The following is a 20,865-nucleotide window of genomic DNA, read 5'->3' as shown; positions in this document are numbered from 1 at the left end:
TTACTTTACAGTAACGCCTGCTAATTTTGTAACAATCTCAAATTCCTTTTTTGTCACAGGTTGGATCGATAATCTCGATCCTTTCTGTGTGACAACCATCGATTCTAAACCTTTTGTTTTTTTCAAAAGATCGAGTGAGATCATTTCTTTGAATTTGGTATGAGGTTTGAGGTGAACGCCAAACCACCGAGGTTCCTTGCCTTTCAGTTTGGGATCAAAGTATTTGTGATTCGGGTCAAATTGGTAAGGGTCGGGACTCGCTTCTTTTGCGACTTCAGCGATACCCACAACACCTGGGGGTTCTAAACGACTGTGGTAAAATAAAACCAAGTCACCTAACTTAACTTCATCGCGAAGGTAATTACGTGCTTGGTAATTTCTGACTCCCTCCCAATACGAGAGTTTTTCTCGTATTAGGTCGTCGATGGAAAAAACATCTGGTTCTGTTTTAAAGAGCCAATACTTCATTAAGCCGAATAAGCTGGTTTTGTAGCAGAAGATCCTTTTCCTTTTTTGGATCCAACACCTGGTTTTGAATCAGAAAATTTATCAAAAGAAGGTTGTACGATATCTGTTAATTCCTGTGCATCAATGGTTTCTTTTGCAAGAAGTGCCTTTGCAATCGCATCCAATTTCTTTTGGTTCTTTTTCACCAAATCACGTCCTTTGTCGAGACAAGTTTGGATGATACGTTTTACTTCTTGGTCAATCATGGCAGCAAATTCTTCTGAGTAAGGTTTGCTTGTATGCCCATAGTCCCTTCCCATAAACGGTGAAGACTCACCCGATCCATAGTGGATGGTTCCGAGTTTTTCAGACATACCCCATTCACACACCATACGTCGTGCAATGTTGGTTGCTTGTTGGATGTCATTGGAAGATCCATTGGAAGGATCACCAAAGATGAGTTCTTCTGCGATGTATCCACCCATTGACATCACAATTCGATCCAAACAATAGTTTTTACGATAGGAATGTCTGTCTTCCACTGGAAGGGATTGAGTGAGTCCAAGTGCTCTTCCGCGTGGGATGATGGTGACTTTATGAACTGGTTCGGTATACGGCAGTAAGGTGCCAAGAAGAGCGTGACCCGCTTCATGGTAAGCTGTCATTTCTTTCTCTTTGTCCGAGATGAACATCGACTTACGTTCCGGTCCCATCATCACCTTATCACGAGCTTCTTCCAGTTCTTCTTGGGTCACACGTTTTTTGTTACGACGTGCAGCAAGAAGTGCTGCTTCGTTGATGAGGTTCGCAAGATCTGCCCCTGTAAATCCAGGAGTTCCGCGAGCAATGGAGTTTAAAGAAATATCAGAAACAAGAGGCACTTTTTTTGCATGAACGGCTAAGATCTCTTCACGGCCTTTTAGGTCTGGGAGGTCTACAATCACTTGTCTGTCGAAACGACCTGGACGAAGGAGGGCTGGGTCAAGGACATCAGCACGGTTTGTGGCCGCCATCACGATGACACCTTCATTCATTTCGAATCCATCCATCTCAACTAACATCTGATTGAGGGTCTGTTCTCTTTCGTCGTGTCCACCACCGAGTCCTGCACCACGAAGGCGACCAACTGCATCAATCTCATCAATGAAGATGATACAAGGTGCATTTTTCTTTCCTTGGTCAAAAAGATCTCGCACACGTGATGCACCGACACCCACAAACATTTCCACAAAGTCAGAACCAGAGATGGAGAAAAAAGGAACACCAGCTTCACCAGCAACAGCTTTTGCAAGTAAGGTTTTACCAGTACCTGGAGGACCAACGAGGAGAACTCCTTTAGGAATCCTTGCACCAATGGCTTGGAATTTTTTTGGATCTTTTAAAAATTCAATGATTTCGAGAAGTTCAACTTTTGCTTCTTCACAACCAGCAACATCATTAAAGGTTACTTTTACTTTTGGATCCACATTCATTTTGGCACGAGATTTACCAAAAGTAAATGCTTTGTTACCAGATGCTTGGAGTTGGCGCATCATGATAAACCAAATGATCCCAAGAGCGAATAACCAAGGAATGATACCTGATACAACACTCCAAAATTTATTTTCTTCAGTGGACTTTGCAGTAAAACTAAGGCGTGACTTACGAAGTTTTGTCACCAAATCATCGTTCACTTGTGCTACATTGGTTTTGAAAGGTTTTGGTTTGTTGTCCTTACTGTTTTCAGGAATGTACCAACCTTCAATGAGTTCTTTATCAATGATGATTTGTTGTTTGGATGAAATGTCTTTCCCATCTTTAGAAGTGATTTTCCCAATGGGTTTTTTTCCTTCAATGGGTTCTACCATATTCAAAAAATCGGAATAACTGATTTCGTCGGGTTTACCGGCAAAGTCTTGGCCTTTGTAAACCGTTGCCAAAATGACAAGGAATACGAGTAAAAATAGGAATACGGTTTTGATGTTTTTATTCATGTAAGACTTCCGAAGATTAGACTACAATCAAAGGTGATATTTCTGAATCACTTCGTCGATATCCCCCATGGAAATCGAACGAATCGCCGCTTCGGCGTCATTGATGATCTGTATCAAACTCAGGTTCTCTAAAGGCTCAAAATCTTCACGTAAAAAATCTTCTCTTTTTTTCGGATTGTAGCTAGAATTAAGAACGCCGATCCGAATGCGAATGAAGTTAGGAGAACGTAATGAGACAGAAATCGAGTTTACCCCAGGATTTGTGTCATTTTCGCCCCCTTTTGTGACTACGATTTGGCCTAGTTCCAGTCCCACATCTTCGTGGATCACAACGATGTCTTTGACTTGGATTTTGAGAAAGGAGGCAATGTAGAGGACAGACTCACCAGAGAGTTCGCTGAAGGTTTGTGGTTTGAGTAAAACCACTTCATCCCCTTCAAAGTCGCCTCGTCCAATGAGTGATTTTTTCTTTTTAGTTTTGATTTCGATGCCAATGTTGTTCGCAATGACATCGAGAATCTTAAAACCAATGTTAGATCGATTGTTGTTATACTTATCGCCAGGATTTCCCAGCCCTACAATTAACTTCATTGGTTCTTAAAAGTAGTTCTTACTTCTTAGCCGCTTTTTTAGCTGCTGGTTTGCCTTTTGCATCAGCTTCTGCTTTTTCAGCACGTTCTGCTGCTAGGATCGCTTTCGTTTTGTTACATGATGCAACAATCGGATCACCATTCACTAAGATTTCCCATGATTTTGGGTGTGGAAGTTCAGAAACTTTAATCATCATTCCCACATCAAGACCACTTACATCAACAGTGATTACGTCAGTAAGATCTTCTGGAGTAGACTTAACTTTGATTTCGTGAACTAAGTGTTCGAACTGACCACCAGCTTTTGATCCTTTCGCAACACCTGAAGTTTTGATCGCTACAGTTGTTTGGATTTTTTTACCTGGAGTCACTTTGTAAAAGTCAATATGACGAATTTGTCCTGTGTGAGGAAATCTTTGGATTTCTTTTACGAAAACTCTTTCCGATTTTCCGTCGAGTTCAAGGTCAATGAGAGTTGCCTTACGAATTCCGGAGTCGATAAGTCTTTGGATTTCTTTTTCGACAACACTTGCCGATTTTGCCTCACCGTTTCCGATGATGTTAGCCGGTACTAAACCTTCCACACGCATTCTTCTGGCAGGACCTTTTCCTGTTGAAGTTCTTGGTTGTGCTTTGATAGTGATTTTTTCCATGATTATGTTCCTTAAAGTTATGAAAACAGACTAGAGATTGATTCTTCGTTATGAATCCGCTCGATGGCTTTTGCAAAGAGTGGGGCGATAGAGAGCGTTTTCAAGTGATTTATTTTTTTGCTCTCGGGAATGGCGATGGAATTGGAGAGAACAATTTGTTTAAAATTGGCCTCATTGAGCTTGGATGGTGCTTCACCAGACAATACTCCGTGGGATGCACAACACAAAACAGATTTTGCTCCATTTTCATAGAGTGCTATTGCCGCTTTGGCAATGGTTCCACCAGTATCAATCATGTCATCGAGTAACAAACAGTTTTTGTCTTTGATGTCACCGATCACATGCATCACAACTGACTCGTTTGCTTTTGGTCTACGTTTGTCGATGATGGCAAGAGATCCGTTTACTTTTTTACCAAAATTACGAGCACGTTCTGCTCCACCTGAATCTGGTGATACAATCACAAGATCATCCATCTTTAGTGAGTTGATGTATTCTGCGAGTACTGGTGAAAAATACAAATGGTCGACAGGGATACGAAAGAATCCTTGGATTTGGTCCGCATGAAGGTCCATTGTGAGAACACGATCTGGTCCAACTGTTTCGATTAGATCAGCAACCATACGAGCAGAAATGGGAACCCGCGGTTCTACCTTTCTGTCTTGGCGTCCATAACCATAATACGGAATGACAGCAGTGATACGACGAGCAGAAGCTCTTCTTGCTGCATCGATGATGAGTAAAAGTTCCATCAAACTGTCGTTTGCTGGATAACTGATGGATTGAACCACAAAGACATCACGGCCACGTACGTTTTCTTCGATTTTAACAGAACTTTCTCCGTCAGAAAATCGTTTCACCGAGATTTGACCATTTGGAATGCCTAAGTTTTTGCAGATTTCTTCTGCTAAAGGTCTATTTGCATTACCAGAAAATACTACGACTTCGCTAGGATTCATACTCCAACCAACCCATTATCTATATATTGTTTCGCAAGTGCCAAATCATCTGGAGAATTGATTCCATGACTTTCTAAAGCATTGGTTAAAGTTTGTGCTCCAACCTTTTTCCCTTCGTTTCGGAAAATCTTAATCACATCAGTGAGGTAATATTCTTTTTGTGCATTATTGTTTCCAATTTGTTTGAGTGCTCCAAAAAGATCTTCAGTATTAAAACAATAAGTGCCGGTATTCACTTCGTTTACGGCTTTTTCTTCGGTACTGGCATCTTTTTCTTCTACAATGCGAAGTAAACTACCATCATCAGAAGAACGAATGATACGACCGTAACCAGTAGGGTTTTCCATTTTTGCAGAAAGAACTGTTGCCACATAACCATTTGTTTTATGGTGTTCAATGAGATTAGAAAATGAGGAAGCAGAAATCAGTGGTGCATCACCACAAGCAACAATCGTATAACCAGTATATGGTGCTAATTGTTTCTCCGCAGAAATCACTGCATGTCCCGTTCCGAGCTGTTCTGTTTGTTCGGCAAACTCAACACCTGGGAAAGATTTTGCAATTTCTGTGACAATGTCTTTGCGGTAACCGACAACCACAACCTTTCGGTTGATGCCGGCGGATTCGATATTACGAAGAACGTGGAGTAAAAGTGGAGATTCGTTCAGTACAACCGCAACCTTGGGAAGCTCACTCTTCATTCGAGTTCCTTTCCCCGCCGCCAAAATAACAGCAGTTACAGTATTATGTAGGTTCATCGTTCGTTCTATCGGATCTTTTAAAACTGGCTGGCCTGCTAGGATTCGAACCTAGGGAATGGCGATACCAAAAACCGCTGCCTTACCGCTTGGCTACAGGCCAGTTTCTAAAAAGAGAACGTTCGAAATTCCATTTCGGGGAATCGATTGGAAACATTGGGAAGGGCCTCGTTTCGTTTCCCTTCTGCCTTGTAAATGCCGTATAGACAAGAACCAGAACCTGAAAGAGAAGCAAAATCTGCTCCCGACTCAAAGAACCCTATTTTCAATTCCTTTAGTAAGGGTTGGGTCTGGAAAGCGATTTTTTCAAACTCGTTCTCTAGCCTGTTTTGCAGGTAAGCCCAATCCCCGACGTGAAGACTTCGAATTAAATCCTCTGCCAGAGATTTCCATACTTCGGAACCATAGGGTTTTTGTAAACTTTTTTGAAGGCCTGCGTACATAGAACCTGTAGATAATCCAAAAGGAGGGATGGCCAAAATGCCGTAACCCTTGGCAACTGAGATTGGTTCCAAGACCTCTCCGATCCCACTCACAAAACAAGGAGAACTTTGGAGGAAAAAAGGCACATCGGCCCCAATGGATTTGGCAAAACCGATCTGTTCCTCCGGGTTTAAATTTGTAAAAGGGAAAAGTTCGCGCAAAAACACACCTGCGTTGCTACTCCCACCACCAATTCCCCCCTCCGGAGGCAGAAATTTTTCTAAGTAGATGGTGATTTGGACAGGTGTTTTGAAATGGGGTTTTAGTTTTGCAAAGGATTTGGTCAGGATATTCCGTGAAAGGTCTCCTCGTTCTGAAACTGCTTCAAACAAGGCATGTCGGTAACCTTGTAAATGGTTCACGGAATGGAATTCAAATGTAGATTCATCCCCTTTTGGTACGGATTGGATCAGGATTTCCATAGGATCACCCAAGTCAATCGGCACAAAGACACTTCGGATTTCGTGTAGTCCATCTTCCCTTTTGTAAGGAATCACCAAACCAATGTTAATTTTTGCATGGGTGGTGGTTAACAAAAGATAACCTCTATTGTGAGACGGACTCGTTTTGTTTCGAAAGGGAAATGGATTGTAAATGGAGTTTGATGGAGTCTTGGATTTCTTTTGGTTCCGCGACTAAAACGGATGGTCCATACCCAAGGATGGTTTGGATGAGCCAATTTTCATCTCGCATCGGAGTTTGGAACTGTCGATACATTGTGTTTCCAATTTGTTTTGTCTTCCCTGTTTCTTTTAAAGGGAGTTTGAGACCTAAGTGGTAGGAAGCTGAGTCTGTCACCCATAGAGTTACATTTGTTTCGGAACTTGTTTCATTTTGGAACTTTTGTTGGAAACCTACTAAAAACTCACCAGCAGTTTCTGGTAATTTAGGAAATTCTAAATCGGTAAGAGTTACATCTAAAATATAATCCAATCGGAAGGAACGAAATCCTTCCTTTTTTAAATCATACGCGAGTAAGTAAGATTCATTTTCTTCCAGTAATAACCATGGAGCAAGAGTTCTAGTTTCTTTTTCTTTGGTGTTGCGTTTCCAATAAACAATTGTTAGAGTTTTTTGGGAACGAATGGCATCTTGGATGGTCTCTTTTGTTTTTTGATGAGGTGACCATTCTCCCGATGGCAAAACAGAATCTATTTTTTGTAAGATGGATTGTTTGGTTGAGGGATTTTTTTGTCCTGTATCAGAAACAAGTAACGAGCGAAGGTTTGCCCATTCTTTAGGGGAAAGGGGAAGGGCAGAATCAACTGCAATGGGGAGTCTGATTTTTACCTTATCCCCATCAAAGTCTAAATCCACAGCATCTGTTGGTGAGTAAGGATACATCTCAATCATATACAACTCTCCCAAATCTTTTTTGAGAGAGGATATGGATTTGTGTCCTGTCACTCCTTGGATTTCTTCTAATGACAATCCTTCTGGATGTGAAGCCAGAAGGCGGATTAGATTTAATTTAGAAGCGGCCCGAGCTGTAGAAGGGTTCATTAAACTTCGAGAATCACCTTTAGTTCTTTTGCGTTAGAAGCACATAAAGATTGTTTTTCGATGTTTTTTGCTTTGAGATGTCCACCAGTAAGTCTTTGGCTCACAACACTTGGTCCGAAGTCAATAATGGTAGTTATCGCACTGTCGTTAAAAATAGGAGCGATCGCCAAATCCCAGTAAAGTGGTTCAATGAGTACCATTTTGAAAAGGATGTCACGAAGGTTTCCATCTTTTTGTAAGTTGTGACCATCATAGATGCTGTAAACAGGAACCTTTAAATCAGCACCAGTGTATGGGAATGGAACCACAGAAGCATCTTCTGCATTGAACTTATCAAGTGAAGATTCCATAAATGGGCAGTGGAAAGGTGCAGTAGTTTTTAAGTAGACAAACTTAAATTTCTTTTCGTCCATTTCTGCTTTCCATTGTTTACGGAAGGCGAGAAGAGAAGATGGAAGTGCAGAAAGGATCATGGAGTCAGGAGTGTTGTAAAGAGAGATAAACACTGTGTCTTGTCCTTTGAGTCCAAGAGATTCGTTTGTTTTTTTCACTCGGTCTTCGAGTTCGTCTTTTGTGTAACCAATCACCGCGACCATTGGTGCTGGGTTTTTGTCACCGTTTGCCTCGTTTTCTTTGACGATGTCTTCGGAAACTTGGAAGTTAGGATATACTTTTTGTCCATTGAATCCAAGATAAAAAACAAATTTTAAGAAGTCAGAGTAAGCTTTTAAGAAATCTGCACCTTCTTTTCCAAGACCGATGAGTGCAGAAGCAATCACACCTTGGCTATGACCACTCGCTGCACCCGTTGCTTTCATGAGGTCTGCTGTAGGGTAACCACGTTTGGAAACCAAAACATAGTTTGCAATTTGGGTCATAAAAATCCCAGGAACAGAAATAGGTGCACGAGCCAAATAATCTTCGTTTGGTGCTCCATCTGGATTTTCAATCCAAGACTTAAAATCAAGTCCTTCGTTTAAGAGAGGGTTTTTTCCATCTCGAGCCGCAATTTCACCAAGAGTTTTGAAACTAGTTTCGAAAAATTCTTTTAATTCTGGTTCTGCATACAATTTTACGAGTTCTTTGAGGTAAGGGGAACCCTGTCCTCCGAATTGAAGGAAAAATTTTTGCGAATTTTGGAGGGTACCGGTAAGGAGTTTTGCCGAAGTCATTGGATCTTCCTGAGAAATGATTTTTCTGTTACCGTACAGAGAGGACTTCTCAGAACAAGGAGAAAATTCCTGGAAGGACTGGTTGTACACCCCCAGGATATGGATATGAGAATTCGATTTAGGCGGCTTTGCTTTGTTCTAAATTGGATTTGATACGTTCGTGGTCGAGGGCAAGGAGGACCGTATTTTCAAAATAGGTAGCAAAATCAATTCTCCCAGAAGCATAATCTTCATGGAGAAGGGCTAAGAGAAGGTAGAACATAGATCCTCCTGGTGTTTCCGAATCTATCAATGTGACATAATTCGAAAAGTCTTTTTCAAAGAAAGTGTTACTAGGTTTGTCGGCGACTTTGGAAAATTTTTAAGGAAAATATGGGAGGAAGGCACCAGTTTGGGATTTCCACTTTACAAAGTCTTTTTCTCGGATTCCCTTTCAAACCTATGTTTGTTGCCTTAAAGCCCATTGATTACGCGATTATCCTTGTATTTGTAGGTTTTATGGTGGTGATTGGGATGCTTTTGAAACGATCCATGAACCATTCTACGGATTTTTTACTGGCTGGGCGGAAAATCCCCAGTTGGATCACTGGGATTGCCTTCATTTCGGCTAATATTTCCGCCTTAGAATTGTTAGGAATGAGTGCGAGTGGTGCAGAATACGGGTTTTTGACCTTCCATTTTTATTACTTAGGTGCCATTCCAGGGATGATTTTTCTTGGGATCTTTATGATGCCGTTTTATTATTCGACAAAGATACGAAGTGTTCCCGAATACTTACGTTACCGTTTTAACAGACCTGCCCATCTCGTAAATTCACTCATCACTTTGTTATCACTTGCGTTAGGTTCTGGAATTTACCTCTATTCCTTATCCCTAGTGTTCGAAACTCTATTTGGTTGGAACCCGCACTTATCCATTTTATTTAGTGCCCTCATTGTTCTCATTTATACTTACTTCGGAGGACTTAGTTCATCCATTTATACAGAAGTGATGCAGTTTTTTCTTACTGTGCTCGGGCTCTTTCCATTGGTCATTGTCGGTTTAACAAGGTTAGGTGGTTGGGATGGACTCATGCAAAAAATACCAGAGTCTCACAAACATATGTGGGTAGGATTACCTGGTGGACAAAATGAACTTGGTTGGGATGTTCTTAGTGTCACAGTGGGACTTGGATTTGTTTTGTCTTTTTCCTATTGGACTTGTGGGTTTGCAGAGGTGCAAAGGGCTATGGCTGCCAAAGATTACAGAGCCGCAAGAAGAACACCACTCATCGGTGCGATGTTTAAATTGTTTTTACCATTTCTCACTGTCATTCCAGGTCTTATTGCACTTGCTGAATATTCCTCAGAAATGAATGGAGAGTACAATAAAAGTTTTCTGATTTTATTAAAGAACTTTTATCCATCAGGAATGTTAGGACTTGGCACAACGGCACTACTCGCTGCCTTTATGGCGGGGATGTCTAGTTCTGTCACAGCAATGAATACAATTTTTACCTACGATATTTACCAAACCTATATCAACAAAGGCGAAGATGACAAAACCTATTTAAAAATAGGAAAACAAAGTACGATGGTTGCTGTCGTGTTTGCCATATTTACTTCATACATTGCGATGCAATTTGAAAACATCATGAATTACATCCAATTACTCTTTTCGTTTTTTAATGCACCACTGATCTCGATTTTTTTACTGGGGATGTTTTGGAAAAAAGCATCTAAGTGGAGTGCCTTTTATGGAATGTTAGTGGGTACGGCAAGTGGGCTTTTGCATTACTTTTTGTATGTTAACAAAATTTTATATTACAAATCGGATATGGTATCAAATTTTTATGGTGCTATTTATTCGGGAGTGTTTTGTTTTCTAGTGATGGTTGTTGTCAGTTTCATCGAAAATGAGGATCCAAATAGAGACTTACATGGGTTAGTATATGCAAACAGAGACAAAACCAATGCCTTCTGGGACCCACGGATTTTAGCTTGGGGTGTGATCTTACTTGTCCTACTTGCTGGGTTTAATGTCGTTTTTGCATAAAGATTTATACATCCGTAATAAAATAGTAATTGAATACGAGTATTCTGAATCCTATGTTTGTTGCAGTATACACAAAGACTATGAAACCAAATCATTATACCGAAATACCCTCAACTTTTGAAGTTCAATTGGAATCATTAAAGGATTACGATTCGAAAAAACATATCAGTGCCCGGGGAATCAAATTTTTCCATCCTTATGACATTGAAGTGCCTTCGATTTTAAAAATATCTTTAAAAATGATTTCGATGACAGGTTCAATCGACTTTCTTGTGAAAACCTTAAAGTCAGAGAAAGTGGATCAGGAAGACTTATACGAAATCCATTGTAATTTTTATGACACAAATGCTGAAAAAGAAGACGAAGTGTTGGAGTTTATCAGGAGTTTCTAATTCCTTCAAAGGGTTCCGTTTTTTTCTCCCATCCATTGGAAGGTCTCTTCACTAAATGACTTTTCTTTGGGACCGTATTGCATCAGCCACCGCGTTGGTGGTAAAAATCCGTCCGTATTCAGGCCATAACCCCCACCTAACGGGGCACCAATTTTAGATCGTAACTCAAAGTGGAGGTGGGCGGGATAACTTCCTCCCGCATCACCAATGGTTCCAATCCATTCCGTTTTTTTCACAAGTTGACCTGGTTCTACATCGATTGTGTGGAGATGAGCATATACTGTTTCTAAATAATAGAATTTTCCATTTGGCAAGTTCTGCTGGTGGACAATCCGAATCACCTTTCCCCAACCACCACCATAATCAGCAATTTCGGAAACGACTCCATTACCAAAGGCATAAACCGGGGCTGCATAATCAGAGTCACCACCAGTGAGTGCATTCCAATCTTCACCTAGGTGTTTTCTCCCACCAAATTTTGCATTTTCAGCACCAAACTTTTGCGCTAGGTAATACCCATCTGCATACTTTCCCCCGACAGGGAATTCAAAATCAATTGCATGGAATGTTGGATACCGTTTGAGGATGGGGAAGGGGTCAGTGGTTCGCACTTCCCCGGATGCTTCCATCCAACCAAAAAGTGGATTTCCTTGGTAGGAATACCCTTTGGAGGCACAACCTGTTCCTAGGATGAGAAGTGTTAGGAAACAGATTGTGTTTTTGTACGAACGTGACAAATGGATTGTTTTACTTGGATACCAACTGTTTTTGTTTGCGAGAAGAAAGAACATGGCTCTTCTCTGAATGGTACATGGCACATGCTTCGATTGGCAAATGGTTTCCTTCCTTTGCTGCTCTTTTTTTACCTTGTTCCATTTCTTTTTTCATATCATACAAAAAACTATCATAGTCCACTTGGATGGTATGCCTTGTACTATTCACATACCTTTTTTTCATCGCCTTCTCATCTTTTAGAATGCTTCTTTCCATTTCTTCTTTGGATGGCAAAACATAGTTTCCAGTTAGGTACTGAGAAATCCATTTCCCTTGGCATTCTGCTAGTGGCATAATGGCACCTAACGGTTGCATGAGGCCCACAAAAAACAAATTGTGAATCCCGGGTTTCATCATCTTATAATAAAGTGGGATATAATTGTTTGGCGCAGAGAGAAAATCTTCTTCAAAAAAAGGAAATTTGATATTATACCCTGTGCAGTAAATGAGAACATCCGCATCTTCCTCGGTACCATCGGCAAAGGCAATTTTTTTGCCACGGAGTTCGGTGATCACAGGTTTTGGTTTGATATCACCTCGGCCAAGTCTCACAAGTAAGTCTTGGGAAATGGTTGGGTGAGCAGACCCAAATTTATGATCTGGTTTTGGTAAACCAAAGTCTTCCATTTTCCCCACTCCAAAACGAATTAGAAGGTGAGCGAGTGTTTGTTGGATGAAAAATGGAACCCAATGCGGAGTGTATTCGGTTAATTTGTCTAATGGTTTTCCAAAGAGATAATTGGGGATGACATACGCACCTCTCCTTGCGGACAAAAATACTTTTTTAGCAACACCAGGTCTCGATAATTCTACCGAGATATCCATGGCACTATTCCCCATGCCAAGAACCACTACGTTTTTTCCTTCGCAGTTAACAGGTGTTTTTGGGTCTACATAGGAATGTGAATGGATGGTTTGTCCGGAAAATTTTCCCGGGAAAGCCGGGTCGGGCCAACGTTCACTCCAGTGATGGCCATTCGCAACAACTAACACATCATAGATTTGTGTAGGTCCTTTTTCTGGTGTGATCCTCCAAAGACCATCTTCTGTACGTTCGGCTTTTTTCACTCCATTTTTGAATTGGATGTGTTTGCGAAGTCCAAAGTGGTCTACATAGGATAAAAAGTATTGTTGGATGGGCTCGTGATTGGGATAATCAGGGTAGTTTGTTGGCATTGGGAAATCACGGTATTCCATTCTGTCCCGATGGGTGTTGATGTGTAAGGATTTATAAATATTACTCAGGCCATTGTCATTTTTGTAACGCCAGTTGCCACCAACATCACTTCCCTTTTCATAACAATCAAACGGAATGCCGTGTTCTTTTAAGGATTTGATGACGGTGATTCCAGAAGAACCAGCTCCAATTACACATACTTTAGGAAGTGCCATAAGGGATCTCTCTTACTCTTGTTACAGATTTACTTTAGGGACAAATGTTTAGAATCAAGAACATCGTTATCAAGTAGATTTTACACAATGATAGAAAAAAGTAACTGAATTGAGTTTAAATAGGCGACAGATCGATCCTGAACCAAAGGTAAAATTGTGAAATTCCCGATGGTTAGAAAAAAATCAAATGTGAATTAGAATGGCTTTCGAAATAGGTATTTGGTTTCCCTTAGAAAAACAAATAAAATTTGAAAGGATAAGGAACAATAAAAGTATAAGAAGATAAAATAAAAAACAAACAAATGTTTTGTTAGTTCAAAGGTTCCATCACCGAAAATGGTTGCATAAAAGCTAAGATAGAGTAACAGAATTGTGATTAGGTAATGTTTGGCGGGAAAATTTTTCCGGACATATGGACTTAATAATAACATAAAGACAAATATAGGAAAATAGAATAAATAAGTAAAATACTGGCTTTGTAATGCTATGATTTGATGGTTTAGAGTAAAAATATCTTCCCCTAATTTACCTTCTTCTGTCTGTGGGTATTCAAAGTTGATCCATCCTTTTGTTTCAATGAGTGCATGGTTGGTTAAATCAAAAAACAAATTTGGATTTTTCATTAAAAATAATATTAATTTTGAATACCCGATGTTCATGATCTCAGGACATGGATGACCATTCCAGAACTGGCCTTCAAACCAATTTTTACCAATGTAATTCTCACATTGTTTGTTTAATTGAAAATTTTCTTGAATTTGTGCTGGTTTGGAATATTTAAAAACAAACCCTAAAATCGTATTTGTTTTATTAATTTCTTTAATAAATGAATCATCATAATGACTTTTTTTATAAAGTAAAACACAGCTAACCAGAGTTATGATTAAGATAGAAACATATTTTGTAAGTTGTGTTTTTCTTTTGGTCTTATTCCTCTTAATGAAATAAAAAATACTTACGCCAATAAAAACAATGGCTAATGGAGAATATTGTTTTTTCGTAAAAAAGAGCAGAATGGCAAAGAAGAATAAAAAGTAGTTAAGTTTATTGTTATAACTAATTTGAAGTTGGGATAAGATAATGAACAGAAATGTTAAAAAGATGATGCCCGAGGGTTCGGCATAAAATGTATTAAAATAGAGTAAAACAGCTGGGTCGGAAATTAAAAACGTTAATATTAAAATCTGGACTTTCTGAAAAGTAGATAGTCGATTTTTCAAATGAAATAAACTTAAAAAAATAACGATAGAGAGAATACGAACGATACCGATCGATTGTAATTGAAATTTCTCATTCAAAACGGATGAATATAAAAATGTGGGGAATTGAAAAATGAGTTCAGTGCTAACAAAACACGAGTCAAAATCGTATTCAATTAATGGATTGTTAAAAAAACCTTTGTATTCATACTCTTTAATCGGTTTACTATGTGCTTTTTCGATTAGTGAGTTGTCTACTGGGAAAACTGCATAACATCTGGTATATCGATTCGCATCAAAATTGTTGGCATATCCTTTTAACGGTGAAGAAATAAGAAAGAATATAGATTTGATAAGAAAAAAGATAAGGATAGAATCATATAGATAAGTTTTTAGCTTAGATTGAAAAATTTTTTCCATTTGGAATAGGATTTACTTAATTTTTGGCTATTACAAACTTTCTAAAAAATCCTTCACTTCCTTTTCTACATTCGAAATATGAATTTTTGTAATTTTCCCTTGTTTTAATTGGATCATTGTCACGGAACCTTTTGTCCTAGGAAATGGATCCGCTAATTTTTCTTCTCTCACCAAACGAAGAGTATATGGATAGGATTTCATTTTAGGAAGTGCCACAAATCTTGTGATGAGGCTTGGCATTCTATGGATGTCGGAAATGAGAACTGCTTGTTTGGATTCCAAATACCCTTTGTTTTCCTTCTCCAAGATGGGATGGATAATCTTACTCGCATCCATATCTGAAATGAAGAATACTTTAATGGTTTCCTTTGGGATGGGACTTGGTTCTTCCCATTGGTTGGTATAAGGAATTTCAGGGAGTGAGTCACCAACTTTCAAAGTTTGGATTGTCGGTTCTTCAGCTATGAGAGAAGAAACAACCAAAATGTTAAAAAGGAAAAGGAGTTTGAATCCAATTGAGAGTGAATGACTGAGGTAAATTGGAGTATTTAGTTTCATGATGTTTCCCTTTTTACAGTTTATATAAATATGCGAGTACTTGTTCTTTTGTCATCTTACTTGCGTTAGAAAATTCACCACCTTTTGTAGAGGTTATGAATTCCCCTTTGGGTGAAATAACAACAAGTGATGGGATTCCATTTTGAATTGGATTTCCTAGTAGTTCATTGAGACTTAAGTTTTTGTCAAATCGACCAACATCAACCTTCATCACAACAAATTCTGAATCGAGTAAAGTTTTGGTTTCTGGATCGGCAAAAATTCCATCTAATGCCTTACAGTCGGGGCACCAATCGGCACCAAAGACAACGATGAGTTTCCGATTTTCCAAATTCGCTTTTGCTAAGGACGACTCGTATTGGGTGAGAATTATGTCTCTTTGTTTGGAGCAGTGAGAAGTAGGTAAGAGTGTGATACTCAAAATGAGTAGTGAGAGAATCGATTGGAATCGGTGTTCCATAAAAAAATGCGGAAGGATCCTTCCGCTTCGATTATTTTTTCGCGATTTCTTTTAAGATTTCTTGTCTTTTTTTGTCTTTCTCGATATGCGAAAGAGACAACCAATCACGTTTCAATTGTTTCTCTGAAACACCTTTGAAGGTTGCATATTTGCCGAGGATTTTTGCTGTTTTTGCGTTCATGCCGACCAGATTCTTTTAGTCCAGCTTTCTGTCAATGCGAACCTAAGAGACTTTGTTTCATCCTTGACCCCAATACTCACTGCGAAACATAGTAAAGTCCAAGAAATCGATCGACCTTATGAAATCACATCTACCTGACCGTTACGATCCTGAATCTGTAGAACCAAAGTGGAACCAAATCTGGGAAGAAAAAAAAACCTTTGCTCCTGATACTTCGCGCAAAGAAACGTTTTCCATTGTCATCCCACCACCAAATGTCACTGGGAATTTACACATTGGGCATGCACTCAATCATACCATCCAAGACATCATTATACGCATTGAACGGAAAAAAGGGAAAAACGTGGTTTGGGTTCCAGGGATGGACCATGCTGGGATTGCGACACAAGTTGTTGTGGAACGCGAACTGGCAAAAGATGGAAAATCCAGAACTGATTTTACTCGCGAAGGATTCATCGAAAAAGTTTGGGAATGGAAAGCACACTCAGGTGGAATGATTGCCAAACAACAACGGTTACTCGGTGAGTCAGTTGATTGGTCCAAAGAACGTTTTACTTTTGATGAAGGTTTATCTAAAGCCGTCATCAAAGTATTTCGCACATTATTTGATGAAGGTTTGATTTACCGTGGGGAACGTATCATCAATTGGTGTCCTGTTACCAAAACTGCCATTTCTGATATTGAAGTAGAATACAAGGAAAAACAAGGCAAACTTTATCATATCAAATACCCAAAAGCTGAATTCAAATCCAAAGACCCAAAAACATTAAGTGCAGGGGAATACATTGTTGTAGCGACAACAAGGCCAGAAACAATGTTTGGTGACGTGGCAGTTTGTGCTCACCCAGATGACAAACGTTATTCGGCTTTAAAAGATAAATTTGTATTTTTACCAATCGCAGAAAAAGAAATTCCAGTTTTGTTTGATTCCTTTGTCGACCAAGAATTTGGATCGGGCCTTGTGAAAATCACACCAGCTCATGACCCAAATGACTATGAAGCGGGCCAACGACTAAAACTCACACCTATCAACATTATGAATCTGGATGGTACACTCAATGACCATGCAGGTAAGTACAATGGTTTGGATCGTTTTGAAGCACGCAAACGTGTTGTAGAAGAATTAGAATCCAAAGGTTATATTGAAAAAATAGAAACCCATGTCCACAGTGTCGGCCATAACCAAAGAGGTGGGGCTGTCATTGAACCATTGTTATCCACACAATGGTTTGTGAAAATTGAATCCCTTGCAAAACCAGCAATCGAAGTTGTCAAATCAGGAAAGGTTCAGTTCCAACCAAAGATGTGGGAAAAAACCTACTTTGAGTGGATGGAAAATATCCGCGATTGGTGTATCTCTCGGCAATTGTGGTGGGGACACCGAATCCCTGCTTACTATGCACCAAACGGTGATATGGTGGTAGCAGAGTCTTTAGAGGAAGCCATTTCATTGTTTCAGAAAAAAGGAATCTCTATTACTGCCGACACCATCAAACAAGACGAAGATGTATTAGACACTTGGTTCTCTTCTGGGCTTTGGCCATTTTCCGTTTTTGGTTGGCCAGAAAAAACAGAAGAACTCAAACAGTATTACCCAACTTCAGTTCTCGTCACAGGATTTGATATCATCTTCTTTTGGGTTGCTCGTATGATTATGAACGGACTCAAATTTATGGGCGATGTCCCGTTTCATAAAGTGCTTATTCATGGTCTTGTTCGTGACAAAGACGGAAAGAAGTTTAGTAAGTCACTCGGTAACGTAGTAGATCCTTTGGATATGATGTCCAAATACGGAACGGATTCTTTCCGATTCTTTTTGGCTGCAGTGTTACCGGAAGGAAAAGATATTCTCTTCGACGAATCTAGGTTAGATGGTTATCGTTCCTTCTGTAATAAAATTTGGAATTCTAGTCGATTCATTTTTATGAATTTGCCAGAGGACTTTTCTCCTAAAGAACCTGATTTAAATGCATTGGAAGACACTGACCTTTGGATCTTACATGAATTTGATTTGATGCTTGGTCGATATGAAAAAGCTTACTCTGGTTACCTTTTCTTTGAAATGGCGAATGCGATTTATGATTTCGTATGGGGTTCGTTTTGCGATTGGTATTTGGAACTAACCAAAGCTCGTGTGTATGGAAATGTCACTCCAGAGTCTGCGGAAAAAGCACGCCAAGTGCTTGTAAGTGTTTTAAAAAAATCACTCGGACTCCTTCATCCTTTTATGCCATTCATCACAGAGGAAATCCATTCCCTTCTGGAGTCAAAGGAACTCGCAAAAACAGAATTTCCAAAAGCCTATGGAGTTTCGGAAACTTCACCTGCTGTGGTTCGGATGGAACTTGTTCGTGAGATCATTACCAAAATTCGAAACATGCGAGCTGAGCTCGGAGTAAAACCTGAAAAAAAATGTAAGGTCATCCTCAAATGTGCAAATAAAGAATTAAAAGAAATGATGGAACGAGAAAGTAAATCCATCCTTCAATTATCCAAAGCAGAGAGTTTGGAATTTTTAGATTCCTATGAATTAAAAAACACAGACTCAGTCGGTGCATTCTCGATTGGAGAAATCATTTTACCACTCGAGGGGATTTTTGATTTCGAAAAGGAAAAACAAAGATTGGAGAAAGAAAAAAAACAAATCCAATCCGAAATGGAAAAGTTAGAAAACAAAATTAACAATCCATCCTTTTTGGAAAAAGCAAAACCAGATGTAGTTGAGAAAGAAAGAGAAAAGTACAATACTTGGAAAGAGAAATTAGAAAGTACAATTAGGGCGTTAGAAAAAATTGGAACATAAATATAAAGTTTTACTTCTTGGAAGTGGTGGCAGAGAACACGCATTAGCGGACGTGATCTCAAAATCTAACTCTTTGGAATCGTTGAAGGTATTCCCAGGAAATGGAGGATTTGCAACTGAGCTCCTGCTTGGAGCAGATGAAATTTCCATTACTGATAAATCTAAGTTTTTAGAATATATAAAGATTTCCAAAACAAATCTTGTTGTGGTGGGACCAGAAGACCCACTTGTCAATGGAATTGCCGATTGGTGTGATGAAGTTGGTATCCCTTGTTTTGGTCCATCTGCCTATTGTGCACAGGTAGAAGGTAGTAAACATTTTGCAAAAGAAATGATGAAACGAGCAAAAGTTCCCACAGCTTCTTTTGCTGTATTTACAGACCATGAATCGGCTTGGAGTTATGCTCAAAAAGAAATGTTACCAATGGTTGTCAAAGCAGATGGTTTGGCAGCGGGAAAAGGTGTTACAGTTGCTTTTGAATTGAAAGAAGTCAAACGAGCATTAGATGAAATATTTTTAGAATCAAAATTTGGTCAAAGTGGAAACAAAGTAGTCATCGAATCCTTTTTAGAAGGGGAAGAAGCTTCTTTATTTGTCATTACCGATGGAGACAGGTATATGTGTTTGCCTGCTGCCCAAGACCACAAACGTGCTTACGATGGAGACATTGGACCAAACACAGGTGGGATGGGAGCGTATGCACCAGCACCAATTGTGACTGATGTTGTACTTTCAAAAGTTAAATCGAGAATCATCGAACCAATGTTAGAAGACTTTCGTAATGCAGGACATCCTTACAAAGGACTATTATACGTGGGTCTAATGATCACAAAAGAAGGGGAACCCAATGTGGTCGAATTCAATTGTCGGTTTGGTGATCCTGAAACACAATGTGTGTTACGATTACTTGATGAAGACATTTTGCCGATTTTTTATGCATCTGCTACAGGTAATTTACCAGAAAGGAATTTAAAATTGAAATCTGGCTCTTCTGCAATTGTCGTACTTGCGGCAAAAGGATACCCTGATGCTCCTGAAAAAGGAATGGTGTTAGAAATTCCACCAAACGAAGGGAATGTGGTAGTATACCATGCAGGAACAAAAAAAGAAAACCAAACGATCCTTGCCAGTGGTGGACGTATCCTTGGGATCACATCGTTTGGATCCAGTTTAAAAGATGCGATTAATGATTGTTATGTATTTCTGTCGAAAGTAAAAGCACCAAATACATTTTATCGAAAAGATATTGGTAGGAGAGCTCTGTAAGTGCCATTTAGTCTCTCAGGAAATTTTAAATCTTGCGAACGTTCTAAACTTCGCAATTTTGAAAAACACCTAGGGATTATTTTATCTGAAAACCAAACTCAACTCCAACAACATTTGATGATCCGAAGAGCCCTACAAAACTTGAGTGGTTCTGTCAGTGTTTTGTCAAGTCTCAGTCGCCAAGAGTTACTTTCCTTCATCTTCATCTTAACTCAGTTTGGTGATATCACTCGCACGGAAACACCTCCAGAATATTTACAATTAGAATCCATTCCTTATGTGATTGAATGGTCAAAGGGTCATTATATGATCCCACTTGAAATTTTGGAACATTTGGCTCATGAAAGGATTTTTAAAGACCAAGGGTATCTGTTTGCTCTCATTCCAGCCCTTCCCATCAAAGAAAAAAAATCTTGGATCAGATGGATCGGTGTAGATTATGAAAAAGGTGGCGACAGGGATTTAAATTTTGAAATTTATTTCCAATGCCGAGTGTTACAAAAACCTTTTTTAGGTAAGTCACTTGTACAAGAATCAGAGATTCGATTGGAACAAATTTGGCCAAGGGGCAAAAACGAATACATTGATTGGTTTTATAAAGGTTTATCTACATTCTATTATGCAATGGAAGAGATGAGCCGAAAAGAAAAGGATCCATTTTTACTTCATGTAATCGAACTCATCAAATCAGGAAAATTCATCTTGAAACGGTTACCTGATAGTTATGGAAAAGAATCGAGTTATTCTCTAGTGGGAACTGTAGAAGGAAATACTCCTCAACTGAGAGAAATCACATTCCAATGGGAAGTGGAACGTTTACGTAAAGATTCTTTGTTTTAATCTACAC

Annotated in this window: 21 protein-coding genes and 1 tRNA gene; 5 read left to right on the top strand and 17 right to left on the bottom strand. The window is 39.2% G+C overall.

The window, feature by feature from the left end; genetic code table 11:
• The 11 genes from ND855_RS15285 to ND855_RS15235 form a co-directional block, all read right to left on the bottom strand.
• A complete protein-coding gene (locus ND855_RS15285) occupies positions 1 to 468 on the bottom strand; it encodes an EVE domain-containing protein (RefSeq protein WP_265359047.1) in 468 nt (155 codons plus the stop codon).
• Positions 468 to 2,420, bottom strand: coding sequence for an ATP-dependent zinc metalloprotease FtsH (ftsH, locus tag ND855_RS15280; protein WP_135639546.1), 1,953 nt, complete (start codon positions 2,418 to 2,420; stop codon positions 468 to 470). Before ftsH ends, ND855_RS15285 begins: the two co-directional genes overlap by 1 nt.
• 27 nt (positions 2,421 to 2,447) lie before the next feature.
• Positions 2,448 to 3,011: an aminoacyl-tRNA hydrolase gene (pth, locus tag ND855_RS15275; RefSeq protein ID WP_100719237.1), complete on the bottom strand. Its 564-nt coding sequence runs from the start codon at positions 3,009 to 3,011 to the stop codon at positions 2,448 to 2,450.
• A gap of 19 nt (positions 3,012 to 3,030) precedes the next feature.
• Positions 3,031 to 3,663, bottom strand: coding sequence for a 50S ribosomal protein L25/general stress protein Ctc (locus tag ND855_RS15270; RefSeq protein ID WP_100719236.1), 633 nt, complete (start codon positions 3,661 to 3,663; stop codon positions 3,031 to 3,033).
• Positions 3,664 to 3,680: 17 nt separating this feature from the next.
• Positions 3,681 to 4,622, bottom strand: coding sequence for a ribose-phosphate diphosphokinase (locus ND855_RS15265; protein WP_135639545.1), 942 nt, complete (start codon positions 4,620 to 4,622; stop codon positions 3,681 to 3,683).
• A complete protein-coding gene (locus tag ND855_RS15260) occupies positions 4,619 to 5,380 on the bottom strand; it encodes a sugar phosphate nucleotidyltransferase (RefSeq protein WP_265359046.1) in 762 nt (253 codons plus the stop codon). The genes ND855_RS15265 and ND855_RS15260 overlap by 4 nt, the downstream gene beginning before the upstream one ends.
• A 27-nt stretch (positions 5,381 to 5,407) precedes the next feature.
• Positions 5,408 to 5,483, bottom strand: a tRNA-Gln gene (locus ND855_RS15255).
• Positions 5,484 to 5,487: 4 nt separating this feature from the next.
• On the bottom strand, positions 5,488 to 6,399 hold the full coding sequence (locus tag ND855_RS15250) for a 4-(cytidine 5'-diphospho)-2-C-methyl-D-erythritol kinase (protein WP_265359045.1): 912 nt from the start codon (positions 6,397 to 6,399) through the stop codon (positions 5,488 to 5,490).
• Between the two features lie 10 nt (positions 6,400 to 6,409).
• Positions 6,410 to 7,366: a helix-turn-helix transcriptional regulator gene (locus ND855_RS15245; RefSeq protein WP_265359044.1), complete on the bottom strand. Its 957-nt coding sequence runs from the start codon at positions 7,364 to 7,366 to the stop codon at positions 6,410 to 6,412.
• Positions 7,366 to 8,538, bottom strand: coding sequence for an ACP S-malonyltransferase (locus ND855_RS15240; protein ID WP_135662278.1), 1,173 nt, complete (start codon positions 8,536 to 8,538; stop codon positions 7,366 to 7,368). Before ND855_RS15240 ends, ND855_RS15245 begins: the two co-directional genes overlap by 1 nt.
• A gap of 118 nt (positions 8,539 to 8,656) precedes the next feature.
• Positions 8,657 to 8,800 carry a hypothetical protein gene (locus ND855_RS15235; protein WP_015677411.1) on the bottom strand — a complete coding sequence of 48 codons (144 nt, stop codon included), beginning with the start codon at positions 8,798 to 8,800 and terminating at the stop codon, positions 8,657 to 8,659.
• A 179-nt stretch (positions 8,801 to 8,979) separates the two neighbouring features.
• Between ND855_RS15235 and ND855_RS15230 the strand changes: the two genes are divergently transcribed.
• Both ND855_RS15230 and ND855_RS15225 read left to right on the top strand, forming a co-directional pair.
• Positions 8,980 to 10,572, top strand: coding sequence for a sodium:solute symporter family protein (locus tag ND855_RS15230; protein WP_135663204.1), 1,593 nt, complete (start codon positions 8,980 to 8,982; stop codon positions 10,570 to 10,572).
• 80 nt (positions 10,573 to 10,652) lie between these two features.
• Complete coding sequence (locus tag ND855_RS15225) at positions 10,653 to 10,964, top strand: hypothetical protein (protein ID WP_100719250.1); 312 nt, start codon at positions 10,653 to 10,655, stop codon at positions 10,962 to 10,964.
• 5 nt (positions 10,965 to 10,969) lie between these two features.
• On the opposite strand, the gene ND855_RS15220 is transcribed toward ND855_RS15225, so the two are convergent.
• The 6 genes from ND855_RS15220 to ND855_RS15195 form a co-directional block, all read right to left on the bottom strand.
• On the bottom strand, positions 10,970 to 11,755 hold the full coding sequence (locus ND855_RS15220; protein ID WP_265359043.1) for a M23 family metallopeptidase: 786 nt from the start codon (positions 11,753 to 11,755) through the stop codon (positions 10,970 to 10,972).
• Positions 11,712 to 13,130 carry a flavin-containing monooxygenase gene (locus ND855_RS15215; protein WP_265359042.1) on the bottom strand — a complete coding sequence of 473 codons (1,419 nt, stop codon included), beginning with the start codon at positions 13,128 to 13,130 and terminating at the stop codon, positions 11,712 to 11,714. Before ND855_RS15215 ends, ND855_RS15220 begins: the two co-directional genes overlap by 44 nt.
• Before the next feature lie 194 nt (positions 13,131 to 13,324).
• Positions 13,325 to 14,749 (bottom strand): glycan biosynthesis hexose transferase WsfD, encoded by a 1,425-nt coding sequence (gene wsfD, locus ND855_RS15210; protein WP_265359041.1) that lies wholly within the window; start codon positions 14,747 to 14,749, stop codon positions 13,325 to 13,327.
• A gap of 30 nt (positions 14,750 to 14,779) precedes the next feature.
• On the bottom strand, positions 14,780 to 15,307 hold the full coding sequence (locus ND855_RS15205; protein WP_265359040.1) for a hypothetical protein: 528 nt from the start codon (positions 15,305 to 15,307) through the stop codon (positions 14,780 to 14,782).
• 13 nt (positions 15,308 to 15,320) lie between these two features.
• The gene (locus tag ND855_RS15200; RefSeq protein ID WP_265359039.1) at positions 15,321 to 15,767 is read right to left on the bottom strand and encodes a thioredoxin family protein; all 447 of its coding nucleotides are present in this window, start codon (positions 15,765 to 15,767) and stop codon (positions 15,321 to 15,323) included.
• Positions 15,768 to 15,798: 31 nt separating this feature from the next.
• On the bottom strand, positions 15,799 to 15,948 hold the full coding sequence (locus ND855_RS15195; protein ID WP_012387282.1) for a hypothetical protein: 150 nt from the start codon (positions 15,946 to 15,948) through the stop codon (positions 15,799 to 15,801).
• A gap of 118 nt (positions 15,949 to 16,066) precedes the next feature.
• Between ND855_RS15195 and ND855_RS15190 the strand changes: the two genes are divergently transcribed.
• The 3 genes from ND855_RS15190 to ND855_RS15180 are packed head-to-tail and all read left to right on the top strand — an operon-like array spanning position 16,067 to position 20,858.
• Positions 16,067 to 18,751, top strand: coding sequence for a valine--tRNA ligase (locus tag ND855_RS15190; RefSeq protein WP_265359038.1), 2,685 nt, complete (start codon positions 16,067 to 16,069; stop codon positions 18,749 to 18,751).
• The gene (purD, locus tag ND855_RS15185) at positions 18,741 to 20,018 is read left to right on the top strand and encodes a phosphoribosylamine--glycine ligase (protein WP_265359037.1); all 1,278 of its coding nucleotides are present in this window, start codon (positions 18,741 to 18,743) and stop codon (positions 20,016 to 20,018) included. The genes ND855_RS15190 and purD overlap by 11 nt, the downstream gene beginning before the upstream one ends.
• Positions 20,019 to 20,858 (top strand): hypothetical protein, encoded by an 840-nt coding sequence (locus tag ND855_RS15180; RefSeq protein ID WP_265359036.1) that lies wholly within the window; start codon positions 20,019 to 20,021, stop codon positions 20,856 to 20,858. It abuts the gene before it with no gap.
• The last annotated feature ends 7 nt before the right edge of the window (positions 20,859 to 20,865 follow it).

Origin of the sequence: Leptospira paudalimensis (genome assembly GCF_026151345.1) — a bacterium.
In the GTDB taxonomy this organism is placed as follows: Bacteria; Spirochaetota; Leptospiria; order Leptospirales; family Leptospiraceae; genus Leptospira_A; species Leptospira_A paudalimensis.
This window is presented reverse-complemented; position numbering and strand designations above follow the sequence as displayed.

Bases quoted from the DNA above. Each gene is read 5' to 3' on its own strand.
- ND855_RS15225 (WP_100719250.1), top strand. From the start codon at position 10,653: ATGAAACCAAATCATTATACCGAAATACCCTCAACTTTTGAAGTTCAA.
- ND855_RS15190 (WP_265359038.1), top strand. From the start codon at position 16,067: ATGAAATCACATCTACCTGACCGTTACGATCCTGAATCTGTAGAACCA.
- ND855_RS15235 (WP_015677411.1), bottom strand. From the start codon at position 8,800: ATGTTCTACCTTCTCTTAGCCCTTCTCCATGAAGATTATGCTTCTGGG.
- wsfD (WP_265359041.1), bottom strand. From the start codon at position 14,749: ATGGAAAAAATTTTTCAATCTAAGCTAAAAACTTATCTATATGATTCT.
- ND855_RS15260 (WP_265359046.1), bottom strand. From the start codon at position 5,380: ATGAACCTACATAATACTGTAACTGCTGTTATTTTGGCGGCGGGGAAA.
- ND855_RS15245 (WP_265359044.1), bottom strand. From the start codon at position 7,366: ATGAACCCTTCTACAGCTCGGGCCGCTTCTAAATTAAATCTAATCCGC.
- ND855_RS15265 (WP_135639545.1), bottom strand. From the start codon at position 4,622: ATGAATCCTAGCGAAGTCGTAGTATTTTCTGGTAATGCAAATAGACCT.
- ND855_RS15195 (WP_012387282.1), bottom strand. From the start codon at position 15,948: ATGAACGCAAAAACAGCAAAAATCCTCGGCAAATATGCAACCTTCAAA.
- ftsH (WP_135639546.1), bottom strand. From the start codon at position 2,420: ATGAATAAAAACATCAAAACCGTATTCCTATTTTTACTCGTATTCCTT.
- ND855_RS15240 (WP_135662278.1), bottom strand. From the start codon at position 8,538: ATGACTTCGGCAAAACTCCTTACCGGTACCCTCCAAAATTCGCAAAAA.
- ND855_RS15285 (WP_265359047.1), bottom strand. From the start codon at position 468: ATGAAGTATTGGCTCTTTAAAACAGAACCAGATGTTTTTTCCATCGAC.
- ND855_RS15200 (WP_265359039.1), bottom strand. From the start codon at position 15,767: ATGGAACACCGATTCCAATCGATTCTCTCACTACTCATTTTGAGTATC.
- ND855_RS15270 (WP_100719236.1), bottom strand. From the start codon at position 3,663: ATGGAAAAAATCACTATCAAAGCACAACCAAGAACTTCAACAGGAAAA.
- ND855_RS15220 (WP_265359043.1), bottom strand. From the start codon at position 11,755: ATGTTCTTTCTTCTCGCAAACAAAAACAGTTGGTATCCAAGTAAAACA.
- pth (WP_100719237.1), bottom strand. From the start codon at position 3,011: ATGAAGTTAATTGTAGGGCTGGGAAATCCTGGCGATAAGTATAACAAC.
- ND855_RS15215 (WP_265359042.1), bottom strand. From the start codon at position 13,130: ATGGCACTTCCTAAAGTATGTGTAATTGGAGCTGGTTCTTCTGGAATC.
- ND855_RS15230 (WP_135663204.1), top strand. From the start codon at position 8,980: ATGTTTGTTGCCTTAAAGCCCATTGATTACGCGATTATCCTTGTATTT.
- ND855_RS15205 (WP_265359040.1), bottom strand. From the start codon at position 15,307: ATGAAACTAAATACTCCAATTTACCTCAGTCATTCACTCTCAATTGGA.